We start from the raw sequence: 23,175 nt of genomic DNA, 5'->3' as shown, positions 1-23,175 counted from the left end.
GAGCGGCAATCTGCCTTTCAACTTCGGCGGCATGACCAGAAGGTCAATGCCGCCTCGTTTCAAGGCACCTTGCTCGCTCTGGCGGGCTTTCGCTGTCTGCGCCAAAACATCGGCGTTGTTATGGGTAGTCGTTGGGGACGTTCTTAAATGACTAGTCGTTGGGGAATGTGGCACTTGGGGACGTTCCTTTTCTGCCGGCAGTTTGGGACATTCCTTGCACCATTAGTCGTTGGGGACGTTCTTGTTTGACTGGTCGTTTAAGAACGCCCCCGATGACTATTCGGATTGTTAATTTGTGCGGGTTGTGGTTTTGCGACCTGCTGAAATTTGAGATACTGTACAACTGTACGTTAACTAATCTTCGTAGTATATTGCTACCCGCAAAACTCAATACCATTGTGCTTCGAGACGCTAAAGCGCCTACGTACAATGGTTGTTGATAGTACGATTTGATTCAACGACAGGATGGATGGTCCAAGCGTGAGTCTCGGCAGCAAACTATCCGATGCAAAGGTCTTCTTTGCGATATTCAAGCGCGACATTAAGCGACTGCTTGTGAACCCCGTCGCCTTGGTGGTTACCCTGGGCGTGTGCGTTATCCCCTCGCTGTACGCTTGGTACAACATCGTGGCTAACTGGGATCCATATGGAAACACCCAGGGCATTAAAATCGCTATCGCCAACAACGATCAGGGCACCCAGAACGACCTAGTGGGCGAGCTCAATGCGGGCGATAAGGTGGTCGACCAGCTCAAGGAAAACGATCGGCTGGGCTGGACCTTCGTCGACTCGGCTGCCGATGCCAAAGAGGGCGTCGAGAGCGGGGAATACTACGCGGCGATTGTAATCCCCAAGAACTTCTCCGACAATCTCGTCTCGATGCTCGATGGCAATTACCATCAGCCTAAGCTGACCTATTACGTCAACGAGAAAAAGAGCGCCATTGCGCCCAAGGTTACCGATACCGGTGCCAACACCATCGAGGAGCAGATCAACTCGGAGTTTGTCTCCACGGTGGGCGAGACCGTAGCGGGCATCGCCAAGGATGCCGGCATCGATTTAAAGGACAAGGCAACCCAGACTCAGGACTCGCTGACAAGTTCGGTGTCCGAGGCATCCGACACCTTGGGTGAGGTGCGCGATTCGATTGGCGATATGAATGCCGCCATCGATAAGACGAGTGGCGCTATCGCCTCGGCTGATGCGGCGCTTGCCGGCATGCAAGGTCAGGCACCGTCGCTGACGCAGGCAATCTCCCAGGGCAACGACCTGCTGGGCGAGGCTCGCGCCACGGCGGGCAACTCTATCACCTCGCTCTCCAAGGCACTCTCGGAAGGTAGCCTTGCACTCACCAAGACGTCAGCCTCCGCGAACGCTGCGATTGGCAAGCTAACGGGTACGGTCACATCTACGACCACCCGCATCGACAACTCGCTCGAGTCTCTCCAGGCGACGATCGATCACAATAAGGCCGTTATCGGGCACTTGGAGATTCTCGTTAATGACACGTCGACAGGTTCCGAGGAAATTGACGCGCGCATTGTATCGACCATCGATTCGCTTCGCGAGCAAAACCAGAAGCTGCAGAGCATCAAGGATGGCCTTTCTGCACAGTCGAGCGCCATGGCAAACGACGCTACGGCAATCTCGAACGCGAGCAACGCACTCAACGCGGCAATTCAGACCGGTACGGCTAGCCTCGGTCAGGCTCAGACCGATCTGGGTCAGAACGCACTTCCGAAGGCTTCGAGCGCGCTTGACTCCTTTGCCGCCGTTTCGGGCGATTTGACCGGCATTGTGTCGGGTATGACCCCCACGATAGCGAGCGCGCGCGGCACGCTGGCGCAGCTCGACGCCACGCTCAAGCAGGCAAAGACCACGCTGTCCCAAACCGACGCCTCCCTTGCCAAGGTTCAGGACAAGCTCGCGACCGCCGCCAATGACATTGCGGCGCTGCAGACCTCTGAGTCTATGGGCGAGTTAGCCGACCTCATGGACGTCGACGTCAATGACGTGGCAGATTTCATGGCATCTCCGGTTGAGCTGACGTCCAAGTCAATCTATCCGGTCAAGAGCTTTGGCTCGGGCATCGCGCCCTTCTACACCAATCTGGCGCTGTGGGTAGGCGGCTATGTGCTCATCGCTATCTATAAACTCGAGGTCGACCGCGAGGGCATCGGTAGCTTTACGGCGCGTCAGGGCTACTTTGGCCGCTGGCTGCTGCTGGTGATCCTGGGCGCGTTCCAGGCCATTATCGTTACGGTGGGCGACCTGGTCATTGGCGTTCAGTGCGTCAATCCGCTGCTCTTTGTACTGGGCGGCATCGCTATTTCGTTCACCTACGTCAACATCATCTATGCGCTGTCCACCACGTTTAAGCATATCGGTAAAGCCATTGGCGTCATCCTCGTCATTGTGCAGATCCCCGGCTCGTCGGGCATGTATCCCATCGAGATGATGCCCGGCTTCTTCCAATGGCTGCATCCGCTGCTGCCCTTCACCTATGGCATCAACCTGCTGCGCGAGACCGTCGGTGGCATGTATTCGTTCAACTACCTGTTCAACCTGTGCATCCTGGGCGTGTTCCTTGCCATCGCACTCTTTATTGGCTTGCAGCTGCGTCCGCTGCTGCTCAACCTCAACCTGCTCTTTGACAAGCAGCTTTCCACGACGGGCCTCATGATCTGCGAGTCCAACGACCTGCCGCGCCAGCGCTATTCGCTGCGCACGGCCATGCGCGTCATGCTCGATTCGGATTCGTACCGTCGCGAGCTGCTCGATCATGCCGTGGCGTTTGAGCATCGCTACCCGTACTACATCAAGGGCGGTTTTGCCGCCGTGGTAGGCGTGCAGGTTCTGCTCTTTGTGCTTTCGACGGTGCTCGATATCGACAATAACGGCAAGATCATCCTGCTCGTTATCTGGATCATTTCGGTTATCGCCATCTGCGGCTGGCTCATCAACATCGAATACATCCGTGCGAGCCTCAATACCCAGATGCGTATCTCGGCGCTTTCGGACGAGGACCTTCGCCGCGAGATGCGCGAGCACACGGCTGCCATCCCTGCCGCCCGTCGCATGTTTGGTCTCAACGCCAGCGAGCGTGGCGCCAAGGGAGGCGAACAGCCTACGAGCCGTCTGTCGCATATCGGTGCGCATCGTAAGGCTCAAGATGCCGACGGCGCTGACAACGTAAACGGAAACGACGGGGACACCACCTCGCTTGGCAAGCACTCTAAAGGAGGTGAGGCATAAATGAAAAACATCCTGCACCTGTTTAAGCGCGATGTCCAAAACGTGTCTCGCTCCGTGATCGGCATGGTCGTCGTGATGGGCCTGATCATCGTGCCATGTCTCTATGCATGGTTTAACATCGCCGGAAGCTGGGATCCCTACGGCAATACCGGCAACCTTAAGATTGCAGTGGTCAACACCGATGAGGGTTACGAGAGCGATCTGATTCCCGTCGAGGTCAACGTGGGCGAAAACGTAACCGCCACCCTGCGCGGCAACGAGAACTTCGACTGGGTCGTCCTCAACGACCGTGATAAGGCGATTGAGGGCGTTAAGTCGGGCGCGTACTACGCTGCCGTCGTTATCCCGAAAACGTTTAGCGCCGACATGATGACGCTTTTCTCGACCGAGGTGAAGCACGCCGATATCGAGTTCTATGAGAATCAGAAGGCCAACGCCATCGCACAGATCGTGACTGAAAAGGGTTCGAGCGCCGTCCAGAGTCAGGTCAACGAGACCTTTACCAAGACCATCACGACCATCGGCCTTAAGACCGTGTCCAGCCTGCTCGACTATATGAGTACCGACCAGGTGAGCAGCTTTATCGCCAATCTGTCCTCGACGCTGGGCGATTCGGTCGAGGACCTGCAGGACGTTCAGGCGAGTGCGACGTCGCTCGCGGGCATTTTGAGCTCCACGTCCGATTCACTGACATCGGCGGGCGGCATGCTCAAGCAGACGGGCACCGTTGATGAGTCGACGAAGCAGCTGATGGAGCACGCCAAGAGTGGCATCAATGATTCCAAGGAAGCGCTCAAGGCCGCCAACGATGCCGTTGACGCGGCGATTGACGGAAGCGCGGGCTCGTTCGACAACGTGTCCGCCGAGCTTGCGAAGGCATTCGATGCCGCGAATCAGCATGTTTACCTTACGGTGTCTCAGCTCAACGAAGCCGCAGCGGCGCTCAATACGCGTGCTGACGATATCGATGCGATGACCGATCAGCTCCGTAACCTTGCCGACCAGGTAAGTGATGACAAGCTCAAAGACGGTCTCGAGTCCGCTGCGACGTCGCTGGGCAGAATTGCCGTGGAGTACCGCAACAATGCGAAGGACCTGACGGCGACCGCAAAGTCCCTTTCGGACGGCATGGCGGAGGTCAACAACTCGCGTGCCGAGGTCGACCAGGCCATCGCCGATGCCAAGGCGGGTATCTCGGGAGCCAAGTCCGACTACGATTCCACGTTCTCGGTTAAGGCCAAGGAGCTCAAGAAGACCATTTCGGGCGTTCTGGATTCCCTGAACGGTATCTCGGGTGACTTGGATAGCGCCGTGAGCGGTCTGACCGACGCCTCTGGCTCGCTCGCAAAGGGCCTCTCCAAGGCTGCGACGCTGGTCAACAAGGCTTCCGATCAGCTGGGTGAGGCATCGGACAAGATCAGCGCCTTTAAGGACGAGCTCGATGGCGCCCTGATGTCGGGTGACCTGGCCATGATTAAGACAATGATTGGCAACGACCCCGAGGGCCTCGCCGTGTCGCTTTCCGGCCCCGTCGCGCTCGACCGCAAACCGGTCTATCCGATCCGCAACTACGGTTCGGCCATGGCACCGTTCTACACGATTCTGTCGCTGTGGGTGGGCTCGATTGTACTGGCGGCCATGATGAAGGTCTCGGTTGACGATGAGCTCATCAACGAGCTGATCCCCGTGCGCCTGCACGAGATCTACCTGGGCCGCTACCTGTTCTTTGGAGGTCTGGCCCTGCTGCAGGCGACACTCGTGTGCGCGGGCGACATCCTGTTCTTTGGCATTCAGTGCGACAACCCGCTGCAATTTGTGCTGGCGGGTTGGGTCGCGAGTCTCGTGTTCTCCAATATCGTCTACACGCTTACGGTTTCGTTTGGCGATATCGGCAAGGCGCTCGCCGTCGTGCTGTTGGTTATGCAGGTCGGCGGTTCGGGCGGTACGTTCCCCATCGAGATGACCGGCCCTGTGTTCCAGGCGATCTATCCGTTCCTGCCGTTCACCCACGGCATCAACGCCATGCATGCCGCCATGGCTGGCGCCTACCATATGGAGTACTGGATTGAGCTAGGCATTCTGGCGAGCTATCTGATTCCGTCGCTGGCACTGGGCGTCGTCTTCCGCCGCCCGGTCATCAAAGCCAACGACTGGATCATCGAAAAGCTTGAAAGCACGAAGCTTATTTAGTGCAACAGCGTGACATTGACAAAACGTCGAGGTTCACTTTGCTGACGCTTTAGTGGGCTGGATTGCGGTGCAACGCTGGTTGTTGCTACAGTAGCGGGGCGTGCCGGGGGTCCGGTGCGCCCCGTTTTATTTGACCATGAGGCGGCACGCGGCCATGCACGTGCGGACACCACGCCCAGACTGAGCGCGAGGATGCCCTATGGCTCAGAATGCCGTTGATGAAATCGAAAACATGCCCGATAGCCCTGTAGCGCGCGAAGACCTGGGTGCCGGCGGCACCTCCCGCGGCGCCGGCGCGCGTTCTCCGTTCTTCTGGAAGGTCTTGCTGCTTTCGGTGGCGGTCATCTGGGGCTATTCCTTTACCACCATGAAAGATGCGCTCGATACCATTCCGGTGTTCGAGCTGGTCTACGTTCGCTTTCTCCCGGCATCACTGGTTATGTTTGCTATTTTCCATAAGCGCATCATCGCTCATTTCAATGCCCGCAACCTGATCGTCGGGCTGGGCATGGGTGCGCTCATGTGGGGAGCATACGGACTGCAAACGATTGGCCTGGCACAGACCACGGCAGGCAAGAGTGCATTTTTGACGGGCACGTACTGTATCCTTGTGCCGTTTGCCAGCTATGTCCTGAGCGGCGAAAAGCTCACCCGCTATAACCTGGGTGCGGCACTGCTGTGCCTGGCGGGCATTGGCCTGGTGGCACTCGATAGCGTCGAGTTCAATGCTGGAGATGTCATCACGCTGGGCGGCGCGGTCTTCTTTGCTATCCAGATGGCAGTGACCGGCAAGTATGGCCGCAAGATGGACATCAACGTCATCACGTTTTGGATGTTTGTGGGCAATGGCGTTTTGAGCTTAATCACGTCGCTGCTATTCGAGACTCAGGCGCCTCTGTCCGTGTGGACGCCGAGCTTTGTCGGCGTGGCGGCCTTTCTCTCGGTGGGCTGTACGTGCGTGGCACTGCTCGTCCAAAACGTTGGATTGGCGCACGTCCCGGCCTCGACGGGCTCGCTGCTCCTTTCGATGGAGTCCCCCTCGGGCGTGCTGTTCTCGGTGCTGCTGATGGGGGAGGCGCTCACCTCGCGCCTGCTTGCCGGCTTTGCGCTCATCTTTTTGTCGATTATCTTGAGCGAGACGCATTTCGATTTCTTGCGCCGAAAATCTCGCCCGCAATTGTAAACAACTTGTTGCGCCGCCCTCCTGGGGCGGCGTTTTTTATGCCTCGCCTTTAAAGTTGTACCTTGCACTTTACGCTATCAAAGTGCTTACTGCAAAAACGCTACTGGAGGGCATTTATGGCACCAGCTCAGTCCGATCTTCAACCGCAATCAGCGCCCAAGGCCACCGCAGCGGCGCAGGCCGCTATCGGTGACGGTCTCGTTGCAGAAGCTCAGGCTTTTGCAGACGAGCTCGCTGCGTGGCGACACGATTTACACCAGGTGCCCGAGCTGGGTAATAGCCTCCCACAGACCTCTGCGTATATTCAAGCGCGCCTGACCGAGATGGAAATCCCATTTGCCACGCTCGTCGATGGTTCCTGTGTCGTGGGCCTTGTCGGCGCCGGTGCCGCCGCGGCCCAGGGCAATGGCGTCTGCACGGACGAACAGGCCGGTACGGTCATCATGCTCCGTGGCGACATGGACGCCCTGCCCGTTGCCGAAGAGTCAGGCGAGCCTTTCGCCTCTACGAACGGCTGCATGCACGCATGTGGACACGATATGCACGCGACGGCGTTGCTTGGAGCGGCGCGCCTGCTCAAGGCCCGCGAGTCTGCGCTTGTCGACGCCAACGCCACGGTTAAGTTGCTGTTCCAGCCGGGCGAGGAAACCTTTGAGGGTGCCCGCGCCGCCATCGCCGATGGTCTGCTGCAGAACCCGCGCCCTCAGGTCGCCTTTGCCATGCATGTCAATAGCCAGTCGCCGCTTGGCCTGGTGCTCTACGGCAGCCCGGCGCTCTCGGGCGTGTACGGTTTTCGCATCACGCTTCAGGGCAAGGGCGGCCATGGCTCGAGCCCCGAGATCTGCATCGACCCCATCACGGCCGGCGTCCATGTGCATCTGGCGCTTCAGGAGCTCATCTCCCGCGAGGTGCCGGCGGCCAAGGAGGTCGCGCTTACCGTTGGCAAGTTCGCCGGCGGTCAGGCCGCAAATGTCATCCCCGACACTTGTGTGCTCGAGGGAACGCTGCGTGGCTTCGACGTCGAGCTCATGGAGCGCCTCAAGACCCGCATCGCGGAGGTCGTCAAAGGCGTTGCCACGACCTATCGTACGCCGGCGACTATCGAGACACTCTCGGATGTTCCCCCGCTCGTACTCGACGACGGCATGACGCAGGCGTCGCTTGGCTACGTGGGCGCGGTGCTGCCCAAGTCCGCCTTCCTGCCGCTGTTCCACGCCATGGCGAGCGAGGACTTCGCGTTGATCTCGAGCGAGATCCCGAGCGCGTACTTTACCGTGGGCGCTGCTGTGACTGATACGGACGAGCATTTTGCTCAGCATCATCCCAAGGCACGTTTTAGCGATGCCGAGCTTCCCCTTGGCGCCGCGGCTTATGCCGCCGTCGCTTTCGGATACATTGCGGACCACAAGGAGTAATCCATGTCCCAGCAAAGTAAATTTTTCCCCGGCTGGCTCGTGGTGGCCTCCGGCTTTGTCATCATGGCCACGTGCTACACCATTTTCGTTAACTGCATGACTATTCCTTCCGCACCAAGCCTTCCGAGATTGGCCTTAAGCCGCTCGGCGAGAACCCGGGCGATCCGTCCGTCTCGACGGCTGGCGACAAGGACGAGCACACGGCGCCCGAGGTTAGCGTCGGCTGGTCTCGTATCAAGAAGAGCCCGGCATTTTGGCTGCTCGTCGTCGCCTTCCTCTTTATGGGCTTGGTCAATGGCGCCATCCTGCCCAACCAGGTTACCAACATGACGAGTGTTACCGTCAACGGTGCCAAGATCGTCACGGGCGGCCACGACCCCATGTGGGCAGGCACCGTGCTTTCGGCCTACATGGTTACCGTCGTTATCGCCAAGATTTCGCTCGGTGCGATCTATGACCGCTTTGGCCTGCGCTTTGGCAATATCCTTGGCTCCGTTGCGTGCATTATCGCCTGCGTGGCGCTGTGTTTCCCGACGACGGACCTCGGTCCTATTGTCGCTGCTGTGAGCTTTGGTGTTGGAACGTGCATGGGCACCATCACGCCTACCATCGCCGCGTCCAAGCAGTTTGGCATGGCCGACCTCGGTAAGGTCACGGGCACCATTACCTCGCTCGAGATGGTCGGCGGCACCGTGGGCGCTATCGTCTCGGGCGTGCTGTTCGATGCCACGGGCTCCTTTGCGAGCACCTGGATCGTGTGCCTGGCGTGCTCCGTGGTCATGCTCGTGTTCCTGCTGGCATCCGAGCCCATCGCCGCCAAGCTGCGCGCAAGCGTGGCGGGGGAGTAGCGGGTCGCCGCCTATTCCTGTTTGTCTGTTCTGCCCGTGGCTGCCCTGGAAGCCGAATGGATGCTCGTACCGTCATTCGGTTTCCAGGGCAGCCACGGGCCTACGAAATGATCCCTTTTCCTCCGTCCCCAAGGGATCACGTGATCCGAAGGGGACGGAGGAAAAGGGATCACAAACCGCGGCGGCGCGTCTGGCCGAACGAGTCCCCATACCCTCGTTCGGTCAGACACGCCGCCGCGTTGCTGCTTTGTGCCGTATAATGTCCACTACCTATGACGCGATACAAAAGAAAGGTGTTTGCCCATGCAGGCACAGAAGGCGGAGGGAACCCGCGACCTTATCGGCGCCGAGATGCGCGCTTGGCAAAAGATGCAGCAGATCGCTGCCGGCGTGTTCGAGCCGTTTGGTTTTAAACCCATCGAGACGCCCGCGATCGAGCAGGTGGACGTCTTTGTCCACGGCATCGGCCAGTCGACCGACGTCGTGCGCAAGGAGATGTTCCGCGTCTTTAGCGGCGCCAACCTGGAGCGCGTCTTTACCGAGGGCACCGACACAAAACTCAAGCCCAAGCAGCGCCTGGCGCTTCGTCCCGAGGGCACGGCCGGTGTGGTGCGCGCAGTCGTGGAGAACAACCTGGTGCCCCAGGGCTCCACGCCGTTTAAGGCTTACTACGCCGAGGCCATGTTCCGCGGCGAGCGTCCCCAGAAGGGCCGCCTGCGTCAGTTCCACCAGGTGGGTATCGAGTGGCTCGGCGCTCCCGATCCGGCGGCAGACGCCGAGTGCATCATCATGCTCATGGAGTTCTACAAGCGCCTGGGCTTCGATCTTTCCAAGCTCCGTCTGCTCATTAACTCGATGGGCGACGCTCAGTGCCGTCCGGCTTACCGCGAGCAGGTCAAGCAGTTTATCCTCGATCACGCTGACGAGATGTGTGACGAGTGCCGCGAGCGCGCCGAGCTCAACCCGCTGCGTGCCTTCGACTGCAAGAACGACCACTGCCGCGAGATCATGGCCGACGCGCCGCTGATGGGCGACAACCTGTGCGACGAGTGCCGCGAGCACTACGAGCAGGTCAAGCGCTATCTGGATGCCGCCGGTATCGAGTATGTCGAGGATCCCACACTGGTGCGTGGTCTGGACTACTACACCCGTACCGTCTTTGAGGTCGAGGCTCCCGGCGCCGGTGTCGGCTCCATTGGTGGCGGCGGTCGCTATGACGGTCTGGTCGAGCTCGAGGGTGGCAAGCCCACGGCGGGCGTCGGCTTCGCTGTCGGTTTTGAGCGCGCCCTGCTGGCCCTGCAGGCCTTTGGTAACGACTTGGGTGCCGAGGAGGCCCCGTGCGTCTACGTCGCCAATGCCGGCAAGGAGCTGCGCCAGAACGTCTTTGCCATCACGCAGGAGCTTCGCGCCGCTGGCATCGTGACCGAGGCCGACTACCAGGGTCGTTCGCTCAAAGCTCAGTTTAAGCAGGCCGACAAGGTTGGCGCCAAGCTCATTTTGGTCCTGGGTGGCGACGAGCTTGCCGCCGGCAAGGTCAAGGTGCGCGACATGGAGAGCCATGAAGAGGTCCTTGCCGATCTGGCCAACGTCGTCGAGGCGGTTCGCGAGCGCCTGTAGCGCATCATTTTGAGCTGCGGGTCCGCTTGAGTGTCTCGTCCATTGCGAGCGATTGTTACGGGGGTGTTTCGCATTTATGCGGAATGCCCCCGTTTGTGTATGCCGTCCACCGAGAAATACGACCATTTAGAGCAAAACCCTTGCAATGCAGAAAATACTTTTGTGTGGTAAAGCGCAATCAGTGTCGAAAGTATTTCGCAAGCGCCTATAATGAATACCGCATGTTACGTGCATAGAAGGAGGAATGGGAGGAAACGTGGCTGAGAACCTAAGCAACCAGTCTGTACCCGAAGCCGCGGCGCGCGTCGCTGCCGTGGTCAACCGCCTCGTTAACCGAATCGGCTCGAATGCCGAATCCAAGGAGCGTCTCGCTGAGATCGAGATCCCCGAGGAGCTGCGCGACAATCTGGCGCTGTTCTTGCGCCTGGAGCGCCGTGTGCTTAGCGAGTATGATCCCGAGATCGCGGACCTGTTCGACAAGATTTTGACAGCCGAGATTGTGGCCAACGCCGGAAACCCCGGCACCCGTGCTGCCGACGAGTCCGTCGACGAGCAGGGCGTGCCCACTGCCGACGAGCCCACCGCCGTGGCGTTTCGCGAGGTCGTTGATCTGATCGACAGTCTGCCGCTCGATAAGCAGCAGGTTATCGTCCGCGCCTTTACGAGCTTCTTCCATCTGGCAAACCTGTCGGAGGAGAACTACCGCGTGGCGCAGCTGCGCGAGCGCGAGGCCGGCGCATCGACCGATACCGAGGTCGATCCCGCCAACGAGCTCACCGTCGCCTATCACCAGTTGGTAAACGAGATGGGTGTCGAGGGCGCCAACGAGCTGCTCGACAAGCTGGAGTTCCACCCTGTCTTTACCGCACATCCCACCGAGGCCCGTCGTAAGGCCGTCGAGGGCAAGATTCGCCGTATTTCCAACCTGCTGGAGGAGCGTCCGCGCCTGGGCGGCTCCGACCTGGTGGAGAACGAGCGCCATATGCTGCAGGAAATCGACGCCCTGGTGCGTACGAGCCCCATCGCGCTCAAGAAGCCCACGCCGGTCGAGGAAGCCGATACCATCATCGACATCTTCGATAACACGCTGTTCGACGTCATCCCCGTTATCTATCGTCGTTTTGACGACTGGGTGCTGGGCGACAAGGCGGGTACCGTGCCGCCGCTGTGCCCGGCGTTCTTCCATCCCGGCAGCTGGATCGGTTCCGACCGCGACGGTAACCCCAACGTCACCGCCAAGGTGAGCCGCGAGGTCGCCGCCAAGTACTTCACCCACATGGTGCTCAAGCTCGAGGACAAGTGCCGCCGCATCGGCCGCAACCTCACGCTCGAGGCCACCTACAGCAAGCCGTCTGCCGAGCTCATCAACCTGTGGAACCATCAGGTCGAGATGAGCACCCAGTACACCGCACGCGCCGAGCTGATCTCCGAGCACGAGCCGCATCGCGCCGTCATGCTCGTCATGGCCGACCGTCTGAACGCCACCGTGCGTCGCATCACCGACACCATGTACCACAGCGCAGACGAGTTCTTGGATGACCTGCGCGTCGTTCAGCGCTCCCTGGCCGCCTGCGGTGCCGTCCGTGCTGCCTACGGCCCGGTCCAGACCATCATCTGGCAGGTCGAGTCCTTCGGCTTCCATATGGTCGAGATGGAGTTCCGTCAGCACTCCGTGGTGCACGCCCGCGCCCTCAAGGATATTCACGAGAACGGTATCCATGGTGATTTGCAGCCCATGACGCGCGAGGTCATCGACACCTTCCGCGCTATCGGCTCCATCCAAAAGCGCTACGGCAAGAAGATGGCGCACCGCTACATCATCTCGTTCACCAAGAGCGCTCAGCATGTGGCCGACGTCTTTGAGCTTGCCCACCTGTCCTTTGCGCACGAGGAGGACGTGCCCGAGCTCGACGTGATCCCGCTGTTCGAGCAGCTCGAGGACCTCGAGGGCTGCGTCGACGTGCTCGACCAGATGCTTACGCTGCCCGTGGTGCAAAAGCGCCTTGCCCAGACCAACCGCCGCATGGAGGTCATGCTGGGCTATTCCGACTCCTCCAAGGATGCCGGTCCTACCACGGCCATGCTCGCGCTGCACTCCGCGCAGGAGCGCATTGCCAAGTGGGCCGAGAAGAACGATATCGACCTGGTGCTCATGCACGGTCGCGGCGGTGCCGTGGGCCGTGGTGGCGGCCCGGCCAACAAGGCCGTGCTGGCGCAGCCCAAGGGTTCGGTCAACTGCTTCTTTAAGCTCACCGAGCAGGGCGAGGTCATCTTTGCCCGTTACGGCAACCGCACGCTGGCTCAGCGCCATGTTGAGTCCGTTGCCGCCGCAACGCTTTTGCAGTCGGCCCCGAGCGTCGAGAAGACCAACACCGAGACCACGCAGAAGTTCTGGGATATGGCCGAGAAGCTCAACGCCGTAAGCCACGAGCGCTATCTGGACCTGCTGAACACCGAGGACTTTACACCGTGGTTCTCGACCGTGACGCCGCTGACCGAGGTCGGTCTGCTGCCGATTGGCTCGCGCCCGGCCAAGCGCGGTTTGGGTGCCAAGTCGCTCGACGACCTGCGTACCATTCCGTGGATCTTCAGCTGGAGCCAGGCGCGCATTAACCTGGCCGCTTGGTACGGCCTGGGCACCGCCTGCGAGCAGTTTGGCGACCTTGACCAGCTCAAGGCTGCCTACCAGGAGTGGCCGTTCTTCCGCACCTTTATCGACAACATCGAGATGTCGATCGCCAAGACCGACCAGCGCATCGCCAAGATGTACCTGCACCTAGGCGATCGCCAGGATTTGTCCGAGAAGGTCTTCACCGAGATGCAGCTCACGCGTAAGTGGGTCCTTGCCATCGTCGGTGACGAGTGGCCGCTGCAGCGCCGCCGCGTGCTCGGCTGCGCCGTCCGCGTGCGCAACCCCTACGTCGACGCCCTGTCTATCGCCCAGGTTCGCGCCCTTCGCGAGGTGCGCATGAACCAGGACGAGATGGCCGAGGAGAAGAAGGCCGAGTACATGAGCCTGATTCTTTCGACTGTGACCGGCGTCTCGGCAGGATTGAAAAACACGGGGTAATCGATAGCCCTGTGGCTCTCACCGGGACCCGACGGGTTTCCCTCTGAATGCGTCCTCGCACTTGAAGCCCCCTTATCCTGCTCCTTCGGAGCTGCGGATAAGGGGGCTTCGTGCTGCGGAATGCATTCAGAGGGAAACCCATCGGGTCCCTTCGTCCTCGGTCTTCGGGGATTACAGCTGAGGGGAGAATGGCGCGCTTCGCGCCTAATGTGGAGTGCGGCGAGGGCTTCTTGCGTCCTGCGGAGTGTGCCTAAAAGTAAGCTGATGGCGGGCCCTACGATGTCCGGTCTTCGGTGGATTACTGGCTGGGGGAATAATGGCGCGCTTCTCGACTTACGACTGTAGCGGCCGCGGTCCCGTTTGGGATCGCGGCCGCTCTGTTTTGGGTCAAATATGAACGTTGTGTTAATGAGTCGGTGGACGGTGGTGTTTTTCGGTGAGCGGCGTATCCTTCCAACGGTTTATCTAGTGTGTCAGTTGAAAGGAAGAGGGCGCTCGTCATTGTTTGAATGTGAACTGCCGTTTGACCACAAGACGTTGCATCTGGAACTCGAGGATAAGAACTTCGCGGGCGTGATGGAAGGTCATCAAAACGAGTTTAAGACCACGAAATCGCAGGAAGAGCTGGTGGAGGAGTCGCTTGCCAACCCTTACGGCTCGCCTTCGCTCGAGGAGCTTTGTGCTGGCAAGAAGGATATTGTCATCATTAGCTCCGATCATACGCGTCCCGTTCCCTCGCGTGTGACGATGCCTATTCTGCTGCATCACATTCATGCCGCTGCGCCCGAGGCCCGTGTGCGTATTCTGGTTGCTACGGGCATGCACCGTCCGTCGACGCACGAGGAGCTCGTCAACAAGTATGGCGAGGAGATCGTTGCCAACGAGGAAATCGTTATGCACGTCGCGACTGATGACAGCATGATGAAAAAGATCGGCACCCTGCCTTCTGGTGGCGAGTGCATCATCAACAAGATTGCTGCCGATTGCGATCTGCTGCTTGCCGAGGGCTTCATTGAGCCGCACTTCTTTGCCGGTTTCTCTGGCAGCCGTAAGTCCGTCCTTCCCGGTATCGCCAGCTACAAGACCATCATGTACAACCACAACGGTCAGTTTGTGAACGATTCCCATTCGCGTGCCGGCAACCTGTGCCACAATCACGTGAGCGAGGATATGTTTGCCGCTGCCGAGATGGCTCACCTTGCCTTTGTGCTCAACGTGGTGCTCAACGGCAAGCACGAGGTCATTGGCTCCTTTGCCGGCGACATCCACAAGGCGCACGAGGCTGGCTGCGAGTTCGTGAAGAGCCTTGCCGGCGTTGAGCCCGTCGAGTGCGAGATCGCCATTACCACTAACGGCGGCTACCCCCTCGATCAGAACATCTATCAGGCTGTGAAGGGCATGTGCGCTGCCGAGGCCACGCTTCCCGAGGGCGGCGTGATCATCGACGTCGCCGGTTGTGCCGACGGTCACGGCGGCGAGGGCTTCTATCACAACATCGCCGACAACGATCCGGCAGAGTTTGAGCGCGCCTGCATCGATCGTCCTAAGGACGAGACCCTGCCCGATCAGTGGACGAGCCAGATCTTTGCCCGCATCCTGGCGCATCACCCTGTGATCATGGTCACCGACCTGTGCGATCACCAGATGCTCAAGGATATGCACATGACGCCGGTCAACACTATCGAGGAGGCGCTCAAGCTCGCCTTTGAGATGAAGGGTGCCGATGCCAAGGTTGCCGTCATTCCCGATGGCCTGGGCGTTGTCGTCGCGCAGCACTAGTGCGTGGCCCAAACGAATCGTTTATAACCGACAAGAAAGATAAGGTTTTATGCTTACCAAACTCCTCTGCGAATTCGGCGCGACGGCCCTCATGATCGTCTTTGGCGTGGGCGTGCACTGCGATACCGTGCTCAAAGGCACCAAGTATCAGGGCTCTGGCCATATGTTTGCCATCACCACCTGGTCTTTTGGCATCTCGGTCTGCCTGTTTGTCTTTGGCGGCGCCGTGTGCATGAACCCCGCTATGGTGCTTGCCCAGTGCATCGTCGGTCTGGTGCCGTGGGGCAACTGCATCCCCTTCATGCTTGCCGATATGCTCGGCGGCTTTGTGGGTGCCGTGATCGCTTGGTTTATGTATGCCGATGAGTTCAAGGCTTCCGAGGGTGTCGTCGATCCCATTGCTCAGCGCAACATCTTCTCGACCAACCCCACCACCGAGGGCACGAACTATGCCCGCAACTTCTTCTGCGAGGCTATCTGCACCTTCGTGTTTATCAGCGCCATCCTTGCTGCTGCTAGCCGTGCTGGTGAGAACGTTCTGTTGCTCGCCATCTGCGTCGGCCTGATTGTCTGGGCCGTTGGCATGGGCATGGGCGGCATCACCGGCTTCGCCATGAACCAGGCTCGTGACCTTGGTCCTCGCATGGCCTATCAGGTGCTGCCGATCAAGAACAAGGCTGACAACAACTGGAAGTACGGCCTGCTTGTTCCTGGCATCGCTCCGTTTGTCGGTGCCATTGTGGCTGCGCTGTTTGTGCATGGTTTCTTGGGCATGTTTTAGTCCAAGGCTACATAGGTTGTCCGCCGTCCGCATGGGGTAACTTCCCAGCGCGTCCTCGGACATGAAAGAACCCCCGCTGCGCACTTCGTGCGGCGGGGGTTCTTTCGTCCTGCGGAATGCGCTGGGAAGTTACCCCATGCGGACAGCTGCGGGATCTTAGTCGCGTTGGAACAAGCAACCCAACATATAAATCTGAATTTGGATGGGAGGGGCTTGTTGCTGGTAGGGGCGTTGAAGCGCGAGTGACACTTTGGGATGCGTGGCGGCTTGGGTTGGGGCGATGCTTTGGGATGGGCTTCTTACTTAGCTGAAGAGAGGCTTAATGGCTGATAGGTAGTCTTTGGCTACTTCGGCTTTGTCTGCTTGGAAGTTGTGCCAGGCCCACCATTGGACCATTCCTACGAAGCTTGAGGCTATGTGGTGTAGTAGGAAGCTTCGGTCCATGGTGGCGGCGGGGCCGTTTGGGTCGGTGGGGACGGTTTCGGCTGCTCGTGACATGATGGTCTTGCGTAAGCAGTCGGCGAAGACGCGTGAGCCGGCGCCGGCTACGAGGGCTCGTACGCCCTGGCGGCGTTCCCAGAGGTTGTTGAGGATATGTTCGACTTGTACGAGCGGATCATCGAGCGGTGTGCCATCGTCGTCGAGGGCGTGGGTGCAGATGTCGCTCACAAGTTCGGACAGTAGGTCATCCTTGCTCTTGAAGAGACCGTAGAACGTGGCTCGACCCACATGGGCGTGAGCGATGATGTCGCCGACGGTGATCTTGCCGTAGTCCTCCTCGCGAAGGAGCTCGGAGAATGCTGCAACGATGGCGGCGCGGCTTTTTGCCTTGCGGGCATCCATGGCTATGCGTCCGTGTGAACGAGCAGGCAGCGGAGCGTGCCGGAGCAACCCTCGTAGGGGCGCTTACCGGCGCCGTAGCCGACGGCCTCGATGCGGTAGCGGGCCGGCAGGTGCTCGGACGTGCGCAGTGCGACGACGATGGCGGCGCCCGTGGGCGTCACGAGCTCGCCGGCGACCGGTGCGGGCGTGAGGGCGATATTGCCCGCCTGGCACAGGTTGACGACAGCGGGGACGGGAATGGGCATGAGGCCGTGGGCACAGCGGATGGTGCCGTGACCCTCGGAGAGCGACTCGACCACGATGTCCTCAATACCAAGGTCATCGAGGCAGATGGCGACAGAGCAGACGTCGACGATGGAGTCGATGGCGCCCACCTCGTGGAACATGACGGTCTCGGTCGTTTTGCCGTGGGCCTTGGCCTCGGCGGCGGCGAGCGCGGTAAAGATGGCGAGCGCGCGACGCTTGGCGCCATCGCTTAGCTGCGAGTCATCGATGATGGCGGTGACATCCGCCAAAGAACGGTGGTGATGGTGGTGGGCGTGATGGTGACCCTCGTGGCCATGACCGTGGGCCTCATGGTCATGCTCGTGGCAGTGCTCGTGTTCGTGCTCGCCATGATCATGATGGTGGTGCTCATGCTCATGTGTGTGCTCGGTGCCCGCTTCGTTGCCGTAGAGCCAGGCCATGTCGTGGTCGTGGTTCTCGAGCTCCTCTGCCAGCTGAACATCAAAGTCGCAGGCGTCGATGCCATGCTTGTTTACGCGCGTGACAGCGACCGCAAAGCCGTCGACTGGCAGCGTGGCAAGTTGCTCGCGCAGGTGCTCCTCGCTGGCGCCCAGGTCGAGCAGGGCCGCGACGGTCATGTCGCCGCTGATGCCCGAGGTGCCGTCGATGATAAGCGTGTGCTGATGGTTGGACATGAAATGCTCCTTAGCGGGCGCAGGACGTGCCGGCGCTCAGATGATTGATAAGACTTGCCTGGTAGGCGGCACCAAAGCCGTTGTCGATATTGACGACCGAAACGCCGCTGGCGCAGGAGTTGAGCATGGCGAGCAGTGCGGCCACGCCGCCAAAGTTCGCGCCATAGCCCACGCTGGTGGGGACGGCGATGACCGGACAGCTCACAAGGCCTCCGATGACGCTCGCCAGGGCGCCTTCCATGCCGGCGATGGCGATGACCACCTGCGCCTGGGCAAGTTCCTCAGCATGCGCGAGCAGGCGGTGCAGGCCGGCGACACCCACGTCGTAGAGGCGATCGACCTCGTTGCCGTAGAACTCGGCCGTCAACGCGGCTTCCTCGGCAACGGGCAGGTCGCTCGTGCCGGCGCAGGCGACGACGATGCGTCCGTTGCCGTTGGGGGAGGGCTTGCCACCCACGAGGGCGAGCTGGGCGTCCGGGACATATCCCAGGTCGATGCCGTTGCCGAGGAGCTCCGAGGTGCGGGCTGCCTTTTCGTCGTCCAGGCGCGTGACCAGGATGCGCTCCTGGCCGGCATCGAGTAATGCTTTGATAATGGCGGCAATTTGCTCGGCGGTTTTACCGGCGCCGTAGACAACTTCGCCGGCTCCTTGGCGCACCCCGCGCGAAAGGTCGAGCTGTGCAAAGCCCAAATCGGCGGTCGGAGCCGTCTGGATGCGCGTGAGGGCGTCGGCAGGGGTGACAGCTCCGCCGGCAACATCGCTCAGCAGCTGCTCTAGATCTCGCTTATCCATATATGTTCCCTTCGACGGCGCAAAGTTTAGCACTCAAAGGGTATGTTTCCGAACACTAAAGCAGAATTGTTCGGAAACTATAGGACAGACTGATTCAATTGCTAGACGGATTGGCTAGTCGCGCAGGATGATGTCCATGGCGAGCATCAGATTGCGCTCGTCGATGGCAAACGGGGCGGCCTCGCGCGTCTTGGGCTTGGCACAAAACGCGATGCCCGTGCCCGCGGCCTGAATCATGGGGATGTCGTTGGCACCGTCGCCGATCGCGACGGTGTGGGCCATATCGACGCCGCACTCAACTGCCCAATCTAGCAGCTGGATGAGCTTGGACTCCTTGGTCACGGTGTCTGCCGCCAGCTTGCCGGTGAGCTTGCCGTCTACGACTTCCAGGCGGTTAGCCAGGCAAAAGTCGATGCCCGCGGCGGCCACGATCTTGTCGGCAACCTCGTGGAAGCCACCGCTTACCACGCCGACCTTCCAGCCCTTGCTATGCGCCGAGCGCACAAGCTCCAGCGCGCCGGGGGTAAATGTCGCACGCTCAAAGGTGCGCTCGAACACGCTCTCGTCCAGGCCGGCGAGCAGCCCCACGCGCTCCTCGAGCGCCTGCTTAAAGTCAAGCTCGCCGCGCATGGCGCGCTCGGTAATTTGCGCTACCTGCTCGCCCACGCCGGCCTCCTCGCCCAACAGGTCGATGACCTCCTGGTTGATGAGCGTGGAGTCGATATCCATAACGATGAGGCGTGCAGTCATGGCGGGCCTTTCCGAGTGCAGTTGTATTGGGGCACATTGTCGCACGCCGCACGCCTGTGCGACGGCCAGGCCGCGTCAATTGTTTCGTCTCCGTCAAGTCTTTGGGCAGGAGCTACTTTTTCGCGGCACATCGACACAGGTGCGATAAGATAGAACGCCATGTCTGGCTGCGCGGTTTACGCAGGCCGGGCAAATCTGTACGACGCCGCCCGGAACGACACGGGGCGGCACAGATCCATAAAGGAGGATCACTGGTATGAGCCAGACCCGTCCCATCGACGAGCATTCCATGCACACCCGTACCTGCGGCGAGCTTCGCCGCGAGAACGTGGGCGAAGAGGTCACCCTCACCGGTTGGGTGAGCCGTCGCCGCGACCACGGCGGCCTTATCTTCTGCGACCTTCGCGACCGTGAGGGCATCACGCAGCTCACCTTCGACCCCGAGCACTCCGACGGCGATGCCTTTAAGATCGCCGAGACCATGCGTCCCGAGTGGCCCATCAAGATTCACGGCGTCGTGCGCGCCCGTGGCGAGGAGACCACCAACACCAAGCTCGAGACCGGCGAGATCGAGGTTCTGACCGACCACGCCGAGGTGCTCAACACGTCCGTCACCCCGCCGTTCCAGATCGAGGACGGCATCGAGACCAGCGAGGACACCCGTCTGCGCTATCGTTATCTGGACCTCCGTCGTCCCGAGATGATGGCCAACCTCAAGCTGCGCTCCGATTTCACCTTTGCCATTCGCGAGGCGCTGCACAACCGTGAGTTCATGGAGGTCGAGACGCCCTCCCTGTTCAAGTCCACGCCCGAGGGCGCCCGCGACTTCATCGTCCCCAGCCGCATCCAGCCGGGTAACTTCTACGCCCTGCCGCAGTCCCCGCAGCTTCTGAAGCAGCTGCTCATGGTCGGTGGCGTCGAGCGCTACTACCAGGTTGCCAAGTGCTTCCGCGACGAGGACCTGCGCGCCGACCGTCAGCCCGAGTTCACCCAGGTCGATATCGAGATGTCCTTCGTGGACCAGAACGACGTCATGAGCGCGCTCGAAGAGGTCCTGTCCGATGCCTTCGGCCGCATGGGCGTCGAGATGCCCAGGCCGCTGCGTCGCATGGACTACTGGGAGGCCATGGACACCTATGGCTCCGACAAGCCCGATACCCGCTATGGCATGCACTTGGTCGACCTGACCGACATCTTCGCCAACTCCAAGTTCAAGGTCTTTGCGACTGCCGCGAACGAGGAGGGCTCTGTCGTTAAGGCCATCAACGCCAAGGGCGCCGGTGCCTGGGCTCGCGCCAAGATCGATAAGCTTGCCGGCGTGGCTTCCACGTTTGGCGCCAAGGGCCTGGCCTGGATCGCTTTCCGCGAGGACGGCTCCATCAACAGCCCCATCGTCAAGTTCTTCTCGGACGAGGAGATGGCCGCCCTGCGCGAGCGCATGGACGTCGAGCCCGGCGACCTTGTGATGTTCGCCGCCGGCCCGCGCCTGCTCTCCGACGAGATCCTGGGCGGCATGCGTTCCCACATGGCTAACGCGCTCGAGATCAAGCGCGAGGGCCACGACTTCCTGTGGGTCGTCAACTTCCCGCTGTTCCACTGGGACGAGGACCGCAAGGCTTACGCTGCCGAGCACCAGCCCTTCACCCTGCCGACCGAGACCGACATCGCCAAGATCGAGGCCAATCCGTTGGCAGCCGGTTCTTGCACCTACGACTTTGTCATGGACGGCTTTGAGGCCGGTGGCGGCGGTATGCGTATCCACAACGCCGAGATGCAGATGTCCATGCTCAAGCTCCTGGGCTTTACCGAAGAGCGCGCCGAGTCTCAGTTTGGCTTCCTCATGGAGGCGCTCAAGTTTGGTGCGCCCCCGATGGGCGGTTTTGCTCTGGGCCTGGACCGCGTGTGCATGCTGCTCACCGGTTCCGACTCCATCCGCGACGTCATGGCGTTCCCCAAGACGGCCAGCGGCTCCGACCTCATGTCGGGCGCCCCGAGTGCCGTTAGCGGCGCCCAGCTCAAGGACGTTAGCCTGCGCCTGATGTAGGCGAGCGGCTACATATTGCTTGCAACGAGGGAAGGACGCGCGCCTTCCCTCGTTTTTTATGCGCCGAGGTTGTGGGGGCATGGGATGGCCGGGCGTCGCGGAAAGTGCGTCCCGGAATCTGCGTCCAGAACGGGTCGCGCTTTCCCAAAGGGGGTCCTCTGGGAAAGCGCGACCCAGAATTCGGCAAAATAATGGGGCACAGTTTCCGGTTGAGCGGTCTAACGGAAACTGTGCCCCAGAATGAGCACTCAAAACGGGACAGGCTTTCCGCAACAACTGTCTGGCGGAAAGCCCGTCCCAGTTTCTTATAGCGAGTCTCTCTGAACGAGCTGCATGTGCATGACGGTGGTGGTTGGCTTGGCACCCTTGATCATGTCGAGCGCAATGTTGGCGGCCATGTGGCCTTCTTCGCGCAGGGGCTGGCGGACGGTCGTGAGCGCGGGGACGCAGCGCGTCGCAATCTCGTGATCGTCGAAGCCGACGACAGAAGCGTCCGCCGGAACGGATAGGCCTGTCTCGTTGAGCGCGGTGATGACGCCAGCCGCGATACGGTCCGATCCGCAGAGCACGCCATCGAAAGCAATCTCGCGCGCGAGGATCTGGTGCATGGCCTGATAGCCGTCTCCGCTGTTCCAGCCGGTATAGATAACGTTTGCGTCTGGGAGGTCTTCGCCCAAGACGGCGCGGTAGCCGCGCAGGCGGTCGACAACAGCGGGGTTGTCTTGCGGTCCCAACACGGCGACGATATCTTTGCGCCCGCGCTCTTTCATAGCGAGCGCTGCAAAGCGTCCGCCCTCTTCGTCGTCAGAGTAGACTGTCGAGAACACATCGCGATAGGGGTGGCCCTCGAGCTGGCCGCACAACACGGTGGGTACACCCAGCTCGCGCAGCACCTCGAGCAGCTCGCTGCCCTTGTAGGGGGAGACGTCGATCACGGCGTCGAACGAGCGGCGCTCAAAGTGCTCGCGTGCGCGGTTGCGCTCATGCGTAGAAGACGCCTGCAAGATAACGGGCAGATAGGACGACTCCGACAGTTCCTCGGTAATGCCGCTCAAAAACTCGCTATAGGTGGGGTCGCTGAAGAGTTCACTCAGGGGCTCGGTCACGAGCACGGCGATGATTTCCGTGCGCCCGACAGCGAGCGCTCGGCCACGAGCGTTGGGGACAAAATTGACTTCCTTGGCCGCCGCGCGGACGCGCTTTTTGGTTTCCTCGCTAATGCGGGGCGAATCGTTGAGGGCGCGCGATGCCGTGGAGCGCGACACGCCGGCAGCTGCGGCAACCTCGGCAAGCGTAGGTGCGGTGCGAACTGGTTGGGTCATGGCGTCTCCTGGAAAATGCGGTCGAAGTTGTCACTGATATGGGCTGGTGCGGATACAGCTTACTATAGTGCGCCTGAACAGCGTTCATGATATCCGGCCACTGGTGGCATTTCACGTTCAAGCTGCTGTTGAACATGGCTTGCACGGGCGGGGCATAGATGGGCGCGGCCGTTGTCCGCCGCCTGGGAATGCTGTTTTGCGCTGAGTTTCGATACGCAGGGTGACATAAGTGTCGTGGTTGTACAACCGGTTGCACCGTTAACCCGACCAAATCGACCGTTCAGCGGACAACCGGTTGCACAGTTTTTTGCATCGCCCGTAAGATAAGGACAACCGGTTGCACAAGAATCACTACGATGACGAAG

The 23,175-nt window shown here is 60.4% G+C and carries 15 protein-coding genes; 10 read left to right on the top strand and 5 right to left on the bottom strand.

Annotated features, from left to right (window positions below; all coding sequences use genetic code 11):
• The first annotated feature begins 480 nt into the window (after window positions 1-480).
• The 9 genes from DW754_RS01560 (at window position 481) to larD (ending at window position 16,138) form a co-directional block, all read left to right on the top strand.
• Window positions 481-3,255, top strand: a complete 2,775-nt coding sequence (locus DW754_RS01560; RefSeq protein ID WP_233508829.1) for a YhgE/Pip domain-containing protein — start codon at window positions 481-483, stop codon at window positions 3,253-3,255.
• Window positions 3,256-5,445, top strand: coding sequence for a YhgE/Pip domain-containing protein (locus DW754_RS01555; RefSeq protein ID WP_117758239.1), 2,190 nt, complete (start codon window positions 3,256-3,258; stop codon window positions 5,443-5,445).
• Window positions 5,446-5,644: 199 nt separating this feature from the next.
• The gene (locus DW754_RS01550; protein WP_117758238.1) at window positions 5,645-6,628 is read left to right on the top strand and encodes a DMT family transporter; all 984 of its coding nucleotides are present in this window, start codon (window positions 5,645-5,647) and stop codon (window positions 6,626-6,628) included.
• Window positions 6,629-6,744: 116 nt separating this feature from the next.
• Window positions 6,745-8,043, top strand: coding sequence for a M20 family metallopeptidase (locus DW754_RS01545; RefSeq protein ID WP_117758237.1), 1,299 nt, complete (start codon window positions 6,745-6,747; stop codon window positions 8,041-8,043).
• Between the two features lie 92 nt (window positions 8,044-8,135).
• Window positions 8,136-8,891: an MFS transporter gene (locus DW754_RS01540; RefSeq protein ID WP_117758236.1), complete on the top strand. Its 756-nt coding sequence runs from the start codon at window positions 8,136-8,138 to the stop codon at window positions 8,889-8,891.
• Window positions 8,892-9,194: 303 nt separating this feature from the next.
• Entirely contained in the window at window positions 9,195-10,508 is a 1,314-nt protein-coding gene (gene hisS / locus DW754_RS01535; protein ID WP_117757833.1) for a histidine--tRNA ligase, read from the top strand.
• Window positions 10,509-10,764: 256 nt separating this feature from the next.
• Complete coding sequence (locus tag DW754_RS01530; RefSeq protein WP_369832158.1) at window positions 10,765-13,578, top strand: phosphoenolpyruvate carboxylase; 2,814 nt, start codon at window positions 10,765-10,767, stop codon at window positions 13,576-13,578.
• Between the two features lie 501 nt (window positions 13,579-14,079).
• Window positions 14,080-15,357 carry a nickel-dependent lactate racemase gene (gene larA / locus DW754_RS01525; protein ID WP_117778829.1) on the top strand — a complete coding sequence of 426 codons (1,278 nt, stop codon included), beginning with the start codon at window positions 14,080-14,082 and terminating at the stop codon, window positions 15,355-15,357.
• A gap of 49 nt (window positions 15,358-15,406) precedes the next feature.
• Window positions 15,407-16,138 carry a D/L-lactic acid transporter LarD gene (larD, locus tag DW754_RS01520; protein WP_117758233.1) on the top strand — a complete coding sequence of 244 codons (732 nt, stop codon included), beginning with the start codon at window positions 15,407-15,409 and terminating at the stop codon, window positions 16,136-16,138.
• Between the two features lie 303 nt (window positions 16,139-16,441).
• Here the strand turns inward: larD and DW754_RS01515 are convergent, their stop codons facing one another.
• From DW754_RS01515 to serB, 4 genes are all read right to left on the bottom strand, one after another.
• Complete coding sequence (locus tag DW754_RS01515) at window positions 16,442-16,981, bottom strand: TetR/AcrR family transcriptional regulator (RefSeq protein ID WP_117758232.1); 540 nt, start codon at window positions 16,979-16,981, stop codon at window positions 16,442-16,444.
• A 2-nt stretch (window positions 16,982-16,983) separates the two neighbouring features.
• Window positions 16,984-17,901, bottom strand: coding sequence for a LarC family nickel insertion protein (locus tag DW754_RS01510; RefSeq protein ID WP_117758231.1), 918 nt, complete (start codon window positions 17,899-17,901; stop codon window positions 16,984-16,986).
• A gap of 10 nt (window positions 17,902-17,911) precedes the next feature.
• Complete coding sequence (gene larB / locus DW754_RS01505) at window positions 17,912-18,694, bottom strand: nickel pincer cofactor biosynthesis protein LarB (RefSeq protein ID WP_117758230.1); 783 nt, start codon at window positions 18,692-18,694, stop codon at window positions 17,912-17,914.
• A gap of 114 nt (window positions 18,695-18,808) precedes the next feature.
• Entirely contained in the window at window positions 18,809-19,444 is a 636-nt protein-coding gene (gene serB / locus DW754_RS01500; RefSeq protein WP_117758229.1) for a phosphoserine phosphatase SerB, read from the bottom strand.
• 256 nt (window positions 19,445-19,700) lie between these two features.
• Here serB and aspS point away from each other — a divergent pair, with 256 nt between their 5' ends.
• Complete coding sequence (gene aspS / locus DW754_RS01495; RefSeq protein WP_117758228.1) at window positions 19,701-21,488, top strand: aspartate--tRNA ligase; 1,788 nt, start codon at window positions 19,701-19,703, stop codon at window positions 21,486-21,488.
• A gap of 305 nt (window positions 21,489-21,793) precedes the next feature.
• Here the strand turns inward: aspS and DW754_RS01490 are convergent, their stop codons facing one another.
• Window positions 21,794-22,810 (bottom strand): LacI family DNA-binding transcriptional regulator, encoded by a 1,017-nt coding sequence (locus DW754_RS01490; RefSeq protein WP_117758227.1) that lies wholly within the window; start codon window positions 22,808-22,810, stop codon window positions 21,794-21,796.
• Between the last annotated feature and the right edge of the window lie 365 nt (window positions 22,811-23,175).

The organism is Collinsella sp. AM29-10AC (genome assembly GCF_003469085.1).
Lineage (GTDB): Bacteria > Actinomycetota > Coriobacteriia > Coriobacteriales > Coriobacteriaceae > Collinsella.
Note: the sequence above shows the minus strand (reverse complement) of the source record. Positions and strands in the feature narration are given on the sequence as shown.